The sequence below is a fragment of the Corynebacterium glucuronolyticum DSM 44120 genome (genome assembly GCF_030440595.1).
In the GTDB taxonomy this organism is placed as follows: domain Bacteria; phylum Actinomycetota; class Actinomycetes; order Mycobacteriales; family Mycobacteriaceae; genus Corynebacterium; species Corynebacterium glucuronolyticum.
The window spans coordinates 2,069,152-2,081,851 of record NZ_CP047452.1; the positions used below are offsets into that span (position 1 = coordinate 2,069,152).

Genomic DNA, 12,700 nt, shown 5'->3' on the forward strand with positions numbered 1-12,700 from the left:
TAGTTATCGCTTGTCGACGACTCCCCTTTCCGGTTTGTTCACGCCTTACGCTTCGTTGAACTTGGACAGGGCCTGGACCCGGCGCTCCAGGTGGAAGGTGACAAAGGCGGTTGTCAGGGCGTGTGCCTCGGATATCCGCGCCGTTGGCTGCCCCGCTGCCGCAGGTGCACCCACATGCATGTACTGCCACATGAGGTGCAGCGTCTCCGGATCGGGCGTGGCTGAGCCCGGCAGCCTGCAGCGCTCACACAACGCGCCACCAGCACCGGCGTGGAATACCTCGTGGGGCCCAGGCGCCCCGCATTGCGCGCAGTCGAACAGCGACGGCGGCCAGCCGACATCGCTCATGATATGGAGGAGGAAAGCGTCCAGCACCGGGGTCACCACGCCCGTCTCGTTGAGCTCCGCCAGAGCATTGAGGACACGGTCGTACACGCCCTCCGACTCCGCCCCGAGGCTCACCTTCTCTGCGGTTTCCAGAACGGTGCTGGCGGCGGTGTAGCGCGGGTAGTCGTCGATCAGCCTGCCAAAGAAGGTGACGGTGTCCGCCCCCGTCACCGATTCCAGGTTCCGTCCCTTGTAAAACTGCACGTCGAGCTCCACAAACGGCTGCAGCCGGGAGCCAAACCTACTATTGGCCCGGCGCACCCCCTTGGCCACACCCCGCACAATGCCGCGTGTGCGGGTAAGGAACACGACGATGCGATCCGCCTCGCCAAAATCATAGGTGCGGACGATCACCGCCCGTTCCCTATAAGAGCCACGGCGCATAGGCTAAAAGCCCAGCCGACCGAGCGCCTTCGGGTCGGACTGCCAGTTCTTCAGCACCTTAATCCGCAGATCGAGAAACACGTTGTGTCCCGTCAGTTCGATGAGCGAGCGGCGCGCATCCGTAATAATCCTGCCCATACGCTTTTGCAGGATACCCTTCTGCCCCGGGCGCTCGACGTAAATAATCGCGTGGATGGCCTGCTTACCCGGATCCTTTTCCGTCGGCTGCTCGAGCACCTCGTCGATCTCTACCGCCACGGAGTGCGGCAGCTCATCTTTCAGGCCCGTCAGCGCCGCCTCACGGATGAGCTCCGCCATGCGGGTTTCCATATCGTCGTCGGTGAGGTGCGTATCCGGGTAGAACTTTGGCCCCTCCGGAAGCTTGTCGACGATCACGTCCGTGAGCACGTCCAGCTGCTCCTGCTTCACCGCCGAACACGGCACGACCTCGCACTCGCCACCAAGGAGCTCATGCAGCGCCTGTAGCTGCACCATCACCTGGTCGCGCCCCACCTTGTCGATCTTCGTCACAACGCCGATGAGCGTCGTCTTCGGTGCTACGTTCCGGACAGCATCGAGAATCCACCGGTCGCCGGGGCCGATCTTCTCGTCTGCGGGGATCGTGAGCGCAATCACGTCCACGTCCGCGTAGGTCTCCTTGACCTGTTCATTCAGGCGTTCGCCGAGCAGTGTCCGCGGCCGGTGCAACCCGGGTGTATCCACCACAATGACCTGGGCATCATCCCTATGCACGATGCCCCGGATCGGGTGGCGCGTCGTCTCCGGCTGGTTCGCGGTAATCGCAATCTTCTGCCCAACCAGGGCATTCGTAAGCGTCGACTTGCCAGTGTTCGGGCGGCCGACGAAGCTCACAAAACCGGAGCGGAAACCTTCGGGGGTATCGGTGAACAAGTAAGCATCCTTAATCATCAGAAGGTGAGGAGTTGTCCCCCTGATCATACCCCGCGCCCAGCTCGTCGGGATAAACCGTGACCACCACGCTCGTCACACGCATCCGCCCACGGCGATCCCGTTTCCCCTCCGCCGTCAGCGCCATGCCACATGTGTGCACGGTCGAGCCGGGTAGGGGCACCCGGCCGAGCTCGTAGGCAATGAGCCCGCCGACGGTATCCACCGTATCGAGGATATCCTCCGAGAACGTCAGTTCCTTGCCGTAGGTCTCCTTAACCAAATCATTAAGGTCTTCCAGGCTGAGGCGGGAGACGACGCGGTAGGTATCGGCCTCCAGGTCAACGATGGGGGCGACCTCTTTATCGTCGTATTCGTCTGCGATCTCGCCGACGATTTCCTCGAGGATGTCTTCGATGGAGATGAGGCCGGCGATGGCCCCGTACTCGTCGACAAGCACAGCGATGTGGTTACGAAGCCTCTGCATATCATGAAGCAAATCATCGAGGTTCTTCGAATCGGGGACGAAGTTCGCATCCCGCATGATGTCTTTGACCAAAACGGAGGTGCCACCATCCGCATGCGAATACGTCTCCGCCACCAGATCCTTGAGGTAAACAATGCCGACGATGTCATCCACGGACTCGCCGATGACGGGGATCCGGGAATGTCCGGAACGCACGCACAACGTGGTTGCCTGCCCTGCGGACTTGTCCGCCTCAATCCAGATCATGTCCGTACGCGGCACCATGACGCTGCGAGCCGTTGTTTGCGCCAGGTCAAAGACCGATTGGATCATCCGTCTTTCGTCGACTTCCACCACGCCCTTCTCCTGGGCGATATCCACCATCTCCCGCAGCTCCACTTCAGTGGAGTACGGGCCCTCGCGGAAGCCACCGCCCGGTGTGACCTTGTTGCCCACCCAGATGAGGAGCTTCGCCACCGGCCCGAACACCGTGGCCAGGACGCTTAGGATCGGCGCGGCAGCGAGCGCCGTCGAATACGGTGACTGTTTGCCCAGCGTTCGTGGCAGCACGCCGACGAATACGTAGCTGATAAGGCTCATGACAACGATGGTCACCACCATCGCCACCGACAACCGGTCAAACACCTCGAATGCGACGGCACCAGCGAACACTGCTGCCGTGACATCGAGCACCGTCTGCGCTAGCACCATGAGGTTGATGTGCGTCGCCCGGTTGACAGCTACGCGACGCAGCCGAGCAGCCCCACGCACATCGTCCTTGACCATCTCTTCCACGCGTGCAACGGAGATACCGCTAAGCGCAGAATCCACCGTCCGGCAGAGCCCTGACAAGACGAGGGCGACAAGGGCGACAAATGAATATAGGAAGGGCTCCATGATGTGTTGTTACAGGTTCTCTTTCTCCGCCGCGCTGGGGAACGCCTTAGGTGTCGTCGGCTTCTCACGCCCGGTGGCCTCGTACCACCGCTTCAAAATGTCGTTTTGCAGCGCGAACATGTGCTGCTCCTCGTTCGGCTTCGCATGATCGTAGCCAAGCAAGTGCAGGCAGCCGTGCACGGTCAGGAGATCGAGTTCGTGGTTGAGGCTGTGGCCTGCCTTGTCCGCCTGCTTCTGAGCAAAATCGGGGCACAAAATGATGTCCCCGAGGTAGGCAGGACCCGGATCGGCGGCATCGGGGCGTCCACCGGTGGAGGAAATGTCATCCATCGGGAAACTCATAACATCCGTCGGCCCTTCAAGGTCGAGCCAGCGCACGTGGAGGTCCTCGATCGTATCCAGATCCACGCACGTAATAGTGACCTCAACCGACGGGTGGACATCCATGGTGGTGAGGGCAAACTCCGCCACCGTGGACAGCTGCTTTTCATCCACGTCGGTATTTCCCGATTCGTTCAAAACCTCGATAGACATCCGTTACCTCTTTGTGCTGTGGGTCTGCTCGTACTCGTCGTAGGCGGCGACAATCCGCCCAACCAGCTGGTGGCGCACCACATCCGAGCTCGTCAGGTTGCAGAAGTGGATTCCTTCCACCCCATCAAGAATATCCCTAATCACCCGCAGGCCCGAGCGCTGTCCACCAGGCAGATCCACCTGCGTCACGTCGCCGGTGACCACCATCGTTGAGCCGAAGCCCAACCGGGTAAGGAACATTTTCATCTGCGCAGCCGTCGTGTTCTGTGCCTCATCGAGGATGACGAACGCATCGTTCAGAGTGCGCCCGCGCATGTACGCAAGCGGGGCGACCTCAACGATCCCCGACTCCAACAGCTTGCCGATGGCCTCCTGATCCACCATGTCACGGAGAGCGTCGTAAAGCGGGCGCAGGTACGGATCGATCTTCTCACCGAGCGTGCCCGGCAAAAACCCCAGCTTCTCCCCCGCTTCCACCGCAGGGCGCGTGAGGATGATGCGCTGCACGCGCTTCGACTGCAACGCCTGCACTGCCTTCGCCATCGCCAAATACGTCTTACCCGAACCAGCGGGACCAATCCCGAAGACGATCGTGTTGTTGTCGATCGCATCGACGTACTTCTGCTGCCCGTGCGTCATCGCCCGCACCGTCTTGCCACGGCGCGAAATGATGTCCCGCTTCGCCGCCGCCGACACCGTCTCCGGCGCATCCTTGCGGACAAGCCCAACCATGTGACGGACGGTCTCCGGGTTGATGGTGCGACCGGCTTTCGCAGCCGCCGCCAGCTCATACAAGACGCGGGACGCGCGCACCACATCCACATCTGGGCCGGTGATGGTCACCGTGGTGCCGCGGGCGAAAATCTCCGCCCGCACATGTTCCTCCAATGCCTTGAGGTTTTTATCCTCAACACCGAGAATTGTCTGCACGTGAGCGGGGTCGAGATCAATGACCTTTGTCACGATCGGCGTATTCTTTTCCACCACGGTGTTTCTTCAGTCCCTGCCTTCTCATCAATCGTCGATATAACCGTTAAGACTCTACCAGCCACCTGCTGGTTTGCACGCCAATTGCAGCAAGCGCCGCAAAACCGGCCGTCGCTGTGCGCAACACCTCGGGCCCCAACAGCACAGGACGTGCGCCCGCAGCACGGAATCGCTCCACCTCCGCTGGGCTCAATCCGCCCTCCGGCCCAATCACGAGCGCAATGCGCCGGACCTGCGAGAGGTCAACCTCCGCCAACGGCACGCTCGCCTCCTCATGCAGCACGAGCACGAGATCCACCCCATCCAACGCCTCATCCAGCGCATTCGGCTTCGTGATAAGAGGAAGGCGCGCCCGGCGCGACTGCTTCGCCGCCGCCACCGCCGCATTCTCCCACTTCTTCGCCTTCTTTGGCTGCCACTTGGCAATGCACCGCTCCGCTTCCCACGGCACGATGACATCGGCCCCGCCCTGCGTCAACAGGTCCACCGTCAGCTCCTGCCGCTCCGATTTGGGCAGCGCCTGAATAACCGTCACCTGCGGGTTGGGCGGCGGCACCTCTTCGCGGGAGGTGACATCCACGTGAAGCACGTCCTTGCCCTGGGTGGCGGTGACTGTGCCCACCGAGCGGCCACCGTGGCCGTCGGCAAGCATGACAATCTCACCGGGACCGATGCGCTTGACCGTCACAGCGTGGCGCCCCTCCGGCCCAGAAAGCGTAAACGGCCCGGGTGCCGGAGCTACATTCACCATGAACGTCGCCGCTGTCACTTACAACCCCAGCTTCGACCGGAGATTAGAGAAGAAACCACTCGAATGATCCCGCTGGACCACCTCAACCTTCTCCTGCGAACTCCGGCGCACCTTCCGCAACTGCTCCTTCGCCTTCCGATCCAGGTGCGTCGGCACCGTCACCGTCACGTGCGCAATGAGATCGCCCTGACCATCTTTACGCAGCCGCGGCATGCCCTTGCCCTCGACACGAATCTCCTGGCCAGGCTGGGTCCCCGGAGCCACATCGAGAGAAATCTCCTCGCCACCCAGATCCTCCAGGGACGTTGACGCACCCAGCGCCGCATCCACCATCGGCACCGAAAGCTCCACATGGAGGTTATCCCCCTCACGGGTAAACACCGGATGCGGCTCCACACGGACCTCCACATACAGGTCACCGGCAGGTCCACCACCGTGGCCAACCTCGCCTTGGGAAGCCATCCGGATCCGCATCCCATCAGCGATCCCCTTCGGAATCGCCACCGTCAGATCACGACGCGCACGCACACGCCCATCACCCGCACACTCCTTGCACGGATCCTCAATGACCTCACCCGTGCCATCACACTCCGCACACGGCCGCGTCGTCATCACATCGCCCAGGAACGAACGCTGCACCTCCTGCACCATGCCCTGCCCGTGGCACACCGGACACGTCACCGGCTTCGCACCAGACTCCGAACCCGACCCCTGACACGACGTACACACCACCGCCGTATCCACGGTCACCTGCTTCTTCACGCCGGCGAAAGCATCCTCCAAGCTAATCGACGTACGCAACAATGCGTCCGCCCCCGGTTGCACACGCGACCTCCGCTGGCTCCCCGCCCCCTGGCCACCAAAGAACGCGTTGAAGATGTCCCCCAGGCCACTGCCGGTGGAAAACCCGCCGAAGCCGCCGGGGCCACCCTGCGGCTGCTCCATGGGATCGCCGCCCATATCAACAATGCGACGCTTCTCCGGATCACTCAACACATCATGAGCGACAGAAATCTCACGAAACTTCTCCGCCGCCTCATCACTCGGGTTCACATCGGGGTGATACTTGCGCGCCAACTTGCGGTACGCCTTCTTAATCTCACTATCCGACGCAGATTTATCTACACCCAAAATGCCGTAATAATCACGAGCCACAGTTCTTGAAATCTCCTACAAATATTGGTTCTAACTTCCGAGCACCTTACTCACATAATGAGCAACAGCGGTAACCTTCGAAATAGTCCCAGAATAATCCATATAGGTGGGGCCCACTGTTCCCAGCGCCCCTAATGGGGCCATCGCCTGCCCATATGCCGTCGCCACGACGGAGGCACCGTGCAACTTCTGGTCCTCGTTTTCCTCCCCGATGGACACCTTCACCTGCCCCAGCTCATGCACAGCACTCATGAGCTTCAGCATGATCACCTGCTCCTCCAGCGCCTCCAACACGGCGGGCAGGCCTGCGGGAAGCTCGCCACGTAGCTGGGTGAGGTAAGGGGTGCCGGCGAGGATGAGGCGGTCGGAGGGGGCGTCGACAAGCGTGTCCAGGAGAACACGGGACATCGCCTCCACCACATCATGAGCCTCCGGGCGCGCGTCAGCCACCGCATGCTCCAACGCACCACGAGCCTCGGGCATCGACTTGCCCACAAGGTGCTCGTTGAGCACAGCCCGCGCTTCAGTAATAACATCCTCCCCCACAAGCTCAGTGAGCTCCACATTGCGCTGATCCACCCGGCCCGTATCCGTGATCAAAACCAGCAGAATACGCGTCGGGGTCAGACCCACCACCTCCACGTGCTTAACGCGGGAAACCTGCAACGTAGGCACCTGCACCATCGCCACCTGGCGGGTCAGCTGGCTCAGCAACTGCACACCACGGCGCAGCACATCCTCCAAATCCACGCCCTGATCCAAAAACCTCATGATGGCGGCACGCTCCGCCTTACTCAGGGGTTTCACCGTCTGAATCGAATCCACGAACTCCCGGTAGCCCTTCTCCGTGGGGATACGGCCACTGGAGGCATGGGTTTGGGCGATGAGCCCCTCCGCCTCCAGCACGGCCATATCATTACGGATCGTGGCAGACGAAACTTTGAGCCCATGCCTTTCGACAAGAGCCTTCGACCCCACCGGTTCCTGCTGTGCAATGTAATCACTTACTATCGCGCGAAGAACTCGCTCACGCCGACCACTCGCTGAATTAGACACAAACGCCTCCTTACGTCACGGCCTAATTGTATATCCCGCCCCGATATCCCCCGAGTTATCCACAGAAAACTACGCACATAGGAAGAAAAAGGGAAACTGTGGATAACTATCGGCCTTTTTCAGCAGCACACAAAAATTGCGCTTAGTGTCCAAGGCATGACAACGATTCTCAACGCAGCCAAGGCGGTCAACACCGGCCTTGCCATATTCAAGGAGGTCGCGGCAATCGCCGCCGACCGCTGTGATGCTGCCACTTTTATCTCAGAATCGTTCTACTACTCCAAAACCGACGCCAACAAGCTTGTCACCGCCTCCAAAAACTGGGCAGCCTACACCGACCCCGACCACCTCGCCTTCGACGTTCCCGTCCCCGTCCTCATCCTCATCTCCCACGCCATGAACCTCCTCCACCCCGATGAGGATGTCGAAGCATTCCGCACTGAAATGCTCATTTTCGCCGACCACGGCAACACCAGCTGGGAAGATGTTCGCGCGCACATCAAAAAGATCGCCGGCGCCAAACAAGCCCGAAAGGTCTCCAACTCCGTCACCTTCTCCAAAACAACCGACATCACGGGCATGCAGCACGCGCACGTCCGCCTCGACCCGGAACTCATGGCTACCTTCCGCGTCACCCTGAAAAACCTCGGCGAGAAGTGGACCGAACTGCCCCAGTCCTACAGGTACGCAGAGGGGTTGAGGAAACTCCTACTACAGGGCGTCGACAAGCAAAAAGAGGACGACCCGTGGGACCGCACCATGACCCCCGCCTTCATGATCACAGTCGACGGGGACTACATCGGCGACGGCAAATTCGCAACCACAGACGGCACCCTCCTCGGAAAAGAAGACCTCGCCGACATCAAACTCGCCGACTACGGCCTCGTCAGCATCTACGACCGCAACGGCAACATCGGCTGCCACTACCTGCTCGAAAACCAGCGACTCGCCAGCAAACAACTCCTCTCTGCCATCGCCTGCGACCAAATCTTCTGCTCCCACCCTGGCTGCTACAACCTCGCCGTCTACTCCCAAGGCCACCACTCCAAAGCCCACAAACACGGCGGAAAAGCCAACTCCGACACCATCATCCCCCTCTGCAGAAACCACAACCTACAAAACGACGACGACCCCGACAAACCCAAAAACGGCCGCCACGTCCGAGACCCCAAAACCAAAGAAGCCATCTTCCTCCCACCCGACGGAGGACCACCGAAACGACACAAAAACCACTGCCGCGAATACTCCGGGCGAGGCCTTCACCTGCGACAACGCGCCAACCTAAAAAGACGCACTAAAGCGGAAAACCTTGCCCGCCAAAAAATCCGCCAAAAAATTCACAGACGCCGCCCCAAACGGCGACTACTCTAACCCCAAAAACAGGATGTCAGCTGCAATGCCATCGGCGTGCAGCCGACCTTCCCTGGTCACACGCACCTGACCGCCGGACTCCTCCAGGAGGCCGGCGGCGATGTAGCGATCGATCTGCACCTGCCCGTTATCATGAACCGCAGCGCGCCGAATCCCCTCGGACAGGCGCAACCTCAGCATGACCTCCTCCACATACCGGTCCTCATCGGTCAGGGTCTCCTCGCTCCTCACCGGAAGCTCTCCCCTCCCCAACCGCTCGGCATAACGCGCCGGCAATTTCTCGTTCATCCACCTATGCTTGCCGACGAACGAGTGCGCACCCGGACCTGCGCCCCACCACGGCTCGCTGCGCCAGTACCCCATATTATGTAGGCACTCACCACCCGGCTTGGCGAAATTCGATACCTCGTACCAAGAAAGGCCTGCTTCCTCTGCCATGTGGGAAATGATTTCGTAACGGTCGGCCATGATCTCTTCGCTCGGCATTGGTAACTCACCATGCTGAACCTTACGGTTCAACGCCGTGCCCTCTTCGACGATAAGTGAGTAGGCAGACAGGTGGTCGATGCCGGTACTGAGCGCAAGTTTCACGGAACGCCGAAGATCATCATCAGTTTCACCTGGTGTTGCGTAGATCAGATCCAGGTTCACGTGCTCGAATCCAGCATCGATCGCCTCACGCGCAGCATCCAGCGCGCGCTGCGGAGAATGCTGCCTCTCGAGTACACGAAGCACGTGGGGAGAGGCAGACTGCATACCGAGAGAGACTCGGGTAAACCCTGCCGAGCGGATCGTCGAAAAGAATTCTGGTGATGTGGACTCCGGGTTCGCTTCGGTGGTTACCTCAGCCCCGGGAGCGATCTTCATGGTGTGAGAGACGGCGTCGAGGATGCGCGCAAGCCCCTGCCCACCCAACACCGACGGAGTGCCCCCGCCTACGAAGATAGTGGATACTCCATCAGCGGGCATGCCGCCGGTGGCCTCGAGCTGGGCGGTAGCTAGCTCCAGTTCCTTTTCCAAGGCTTCATGATAAGCGGGAAGGGCATCGTCCGAGCCGAGGACGTAGGTATTGAAATCGCAGTACCCACACCGCACGGTGCAGTACGGAACGTGGATGTAGAGTCCGAATGCCACTTAGAGGCCTTTCGACGGATGGTTCGGTTTGTTGTTCCCGCTCGCATTGCGCGCTTTGGCCGCGACACGGTGGACGATGGCCTCGACACGGGCGCGTTCGTGGAGGAACTCGGGTGGGTTGTTGCCGCGGAGGGTCTTCGTGATGTCGGGGTCTGGGATGACAACGACGGTCATCCAGGCGCCGACGGCGAGGTTGACAAGCTGCCAGGCTTTGGTGGCGGTGAGGGGGATGGAGACGGATTCGAGGTCGTCGATGGCGAGGGCGGTTTGTTCGACGACCCAGTCGGCAAGCGTGGTGAGGTAGTCGACGACGGCATGGGTGCGTTGCACGGGGGCGGTTAGGTGGAGGAGGTCTGCTGCGGTGAGTGCCTCGGGGCGGGGGATGGAAGGGGTGAGGCGGGCGCTTGTGCGGCCGCTGAGGGTGCCGGCGCGCAGCCCGGAGACCATGGCGTGGCGCATGCCGGCGAGTTCGGCAGCGGCGCGGCGGGAATCGTTGCGGCCTTCGGTGATGATGTCGTTGAGTTCGCGGAGGCAGTCGTCGACAAGCAGTTCGTCCCAGTCGGCGACGGCTTCGGCGACGTGGTCGATGTAATCGGCGATTTCGTCGCCGATGTCGAAGAGTGCTTGGGTGAGGTCGCGGAGCCGGAGCTTGGCGTCGTGAAGCTTGGCGTCAGCCAGATAAGCCACGGTGACAGCGACCTCCCAAAACGTTGTGCGACGGGTGGAAACGGTCGAGCGTTTTACGGCTCGACCGGACTGCACCTCACTTTACGGCTCCGTGTGCCCCGGGCCGGGGAGGCAGGGCCGGGGAGGTTATTTCTTTCTGTAGATCCAGTCGATTTCCTCTGCGAAACGGTTGACGACGATGTTCCTCTTGACCTTCATGGTAGGGGTGAGTTCGTTTCCTTCCTCGGTGAGATCGCGGTCGAGGATGTAGAACTTCTTGATCGATTCCGCGTGGGAGACGGAGGCGTTGGCGGCGTTGATGGCGTCTTGGATTTCGGCGCGCAGCATCGGGTCGGTGACGAGCTCCTTGGTGGGCTTGTTCTCCGGGAAGTTGTGGCCGAGTTTCCAGCGCAGCATGGCGTCTTCGTCGAGGGCGATGAGGACGGCGATGAAGGGTTTGCCGTCGCCGACGACGAGTGCCTGGGAGATGAGCGGGTGGGCGCGGAGCTTGTCCTCCAGTGGCCCGGGGGAGACGTTCTTGCCGCCTGCGGTGACGATGAGGTCCTTCTTGCGGCCGGTGATGACGATGTGTCCGGTGTCGAGGAGTTCGCCGAGATCACCGGTGTTGAAGTAGCCCTCGGAGTCGAAGGCCTCTGCCGTGGCGATGTCGTTTTGCCAATAGCCGGTGAATAGTTGTTCTCCGCGGAGGCAGATTTCACCGTCGTCGTTGATTTTTACGGCCATGCCACCGACGGGCTGGCCGACCGTGCCGATGACGTTGTCCTTGCCAAAGTTGACGGCTGCCGCAGCGGCGACCTCGGTGAGGCCGTAGCCTTCGTAGACGGGGATCCCGATGCCGCGGAAGAAGTGCAGCAGGTCATGGCTCATGGCGGAGCCTCCTGATATGGCGTAGTTGCAGGCGCCACCGATGGCCGAGCGAATCTTCTTGTAGATGAGTTTTTCGAAGATGGAGTGTTGCATCTCCAGCCCGCGGGAGGGGCCGTCTTCTTCGTCCATGGCCTTGGAGTAGTCGATAGCGACCTGCTCTGCCTTGGCGAAGGTGGCGGCCTGGATGGGCCCGCGGTCGAGGGCGTTGTTGGCCGCAGCGTTGCGTACCTTTTCAAATACGCGGGGCACGCCGAGGATGAGGTTCGGGCGGTTGCGCTGCAGCTCCACGGAGATGGTCTTGAAGTTGGACCAGTGGGACTGCGTGCCGCCGGAGACGACGAAGGCGAGGGACACGGCGCGGGCGAGCACGTGGGCCAGCGGCAGGAAGGTCACCATGGAGTTGCCGGGGCGGGCGATCTGGCCGATGGGGTGTGTGAGTAGACCCAGCACCTGGGCGAGCCAGTTGTGGTGGGTGAGCATACAGCCCTTGGGGCGCCCGGTTGTTCCTGATGTGTAGACGATCGATGCGAGGTCATCCGAGGAGGTGGTGCGGATGCGTTCCCACACCTCGTCGTCGGAAATGTCGCGGCCTTCGAATTTGAGGGTGTCGACGCCGGAGCTGTTGATTTCCAGGATGCGGCGCAGTTTGGAGGGGGAATCCGATAGCGGTGGCTTGCCATCGGGGCCGAGGACGAGGTGCTTCATGATCTCGGTGTGGTCTCGGGTCTCGGTGACGGCGATGACCGCACCGGAGTCCTCGATGGCCCAGCGCACCTGGGACAGGGAGGAGGAGCCGTAGATCGGAACGGAGGCGGCACCTGCTGCCCAGATGGCGAAATCGAGGAGCGACCATTCGTACCGGGTCTCGGAGAGCAGGGCTACGCGGTCGCCTTGCTGTACCCCGTTGGCGATGAGGCCTTTGGCGACTTCAAAGACTTCATCGACGAAGTCTTTGGTGGTGACGTTCACCCATTCGAAGTTCTGGGGCCGGGTGAAGCTGACACCGTATGGTCGCGCCTGTGCGAGGCCGAGGAGTGCTGTGAGCACGGTGTCGTGGGGGCCGATGTCGTACTTCGCGGGGGTACTGAATTCCTGCATGGGGTTAAGGTTAGTAC

12 protein-coding genes are annotated in these 12,700 nt (G+C 61.1%); 1 reads left to right on the top strand and 11 read right to left on the bottom strand.

The features are described from left to right. Positions 1-45: 45 nt before the first annotated feature. Genes recO through hrcA form a run of 8 tightly spaced genes read right to left on the bottom strand, consistent with a single transcriptional unit; the run spans position 46 to position 7,526 of the window. Positions 46-771, bottom strand: a complete 726-nt coding sequence (gene recO / locus CGLUCO_RS09195) for a DNA repair protein RecO (RefSeq protein WP_005389292.1) — start codon at positions 769-771, stop codon at positions 46-48. Positions 772-774: 3 nt separating this feature from the next. After that, positions 775-1,701, bottom strand: coding sequence for a GTPase Era (era, locus tag CGLUCO_RS09200; RefSeq protein ID WP_005389290.1), 927 nt, complete (start codon positions 1,699-1,701; stop codon positions 775-777). Beyond that, positions 1,694-3,043, bottom strand: a complete 1,350-nt coding sequence (locus CGLUCO_RS09205; RefSeq protein WP_005389289.1) for a hemolysin family protein — start codon at positions 3,041-3,043, stop codon at positions 1,694-1,696. The genes era and CGLUCO_RS09205 overlap by 8 nt, the downstream gene beginning before the upstream one ends. A 9-nt stretch (positions 3,044-3,052) precedes the next feature. Further along, complete coding sequence (gene ybeY, locus CGLUCO_RS09210; RefSeq protein WP_005395393.1) at positions 3,053-3,577, bottom strand: rRNA maturation RNase YbeY; 525 nt, start codon at positions 3,575-3,577, stop codon at positions 3,053-3,055. 3 nt (positions 3,578-3,580) lie between these two features. Then, entirely contained in the window at positions 3,581-4,561 is a 981-nt protein-coding gene (locus tag CGLUCO_RS09215) for a PhoH family protein (RefSeq protein ID WP_005389286.1), read from the bottom strand. Between the two features lie 49 nt (positions 4,562-4,610). Further along, positions 4,611-5,333: a 16S rRNA (uracil(1498)-N(3))-methyltransferase gene (locus tag CGLUCO_RS09220; RefSeq protein ID WP_005389285.1), complete on the bottom strand. Its 723-nt coding sequence runs from the start codon at positions 5,331-5,333 to the stop codon at positions 4,611-4,613. Further along, positions 5,334-6,470, bottom strand: a complete 1,137-nt coding sequence (gene dnaJ, locus CGLUCO_RS09225) for a molecular chaperone DnaJ (RefSeq protein WP_005395392.1) — start codon at positions 6,468-6,470, stop codon at positions 5,334-5,336. A gap of 30 nt (positions 6,471-6,500) precedes the next feature. Then, positions 6,501-7,526 carry a heat-inducible transcriptional repressor HrcA gene (gene hrcA / locus CGLUCO_RS09230; RefSeq protein ID WP_084036778.1) on the bottom strand — a complete coding sequence of 342 codons (1,026 nt, stop codon included), beginning with the start codon at positions 7,524-7,526 and terminating at the stop codon, positions 6,501-6,503. A 156-nt stretch (positions 7,527-7,682) separates the two neighbouring features. Between hrcA and CGLUCO_RS09235 the strand changes: the two genes are divergently transcribed. Continuing rightward, positions 7,683-8,897 carry an HNH endonuclease signature motif containing protein gene (locus tag CGLUCO_RS09235; protein ID WP_084036776.1) on the top strand — a complete coding sequence of 405 codons (1,215 nt, stop codon included), beginning with the start codon at positions 7,683-7,685 and terminating at the stop codon, positions 8,895-8,897. Here CGLUCO_RS09235 and hemW read toward each other — a convergent pair. The 3 genes from hemW to CGLUCO_RS09250 form a co-directional block, all read right to left on the bottom strand. After that, positions 8,889-10,031: a radical SAM family heme chaperone HemW gene (hemW, locus tag CGLUCO_RS09240; protein ID WP_005389280.1), complete on the bottom strand. Its 1,143-nt coding sequence runs from the start codon at positions 10,029-10,031 to the stop codon at positions 8,889-8,891. The genes CGLUCO_RS09235 and hemW overlap by 9 nt on opposite strands. After that, positions 10,032-10,718 (bottom strand): hypothetical protein, encoded by a 687-nt coding sequence (locus CGLUCO_RS09245; RefSeq protein ID WP_005389278.1) that lies wholly within the window; start codon positions 10,716-10,718, stop codon positions 10,032-10,034. It abuts the gene before it with no gap. Between the two features lie 126 nt (positions 10,719-10,844). Continuing rightward, a complete protein-coding gene (locus tag CGLUCO_RS09250; RefSeq protein WP_084036774.1) occupies positions 10,845-12,683 on the bottom strand; it encodes an AMP-dependent synthetase/ligase in 1,839 nt (612 codons plus the stop codon). Positions 12,684-12,700 lie beyond the last annotated feature (17 nt).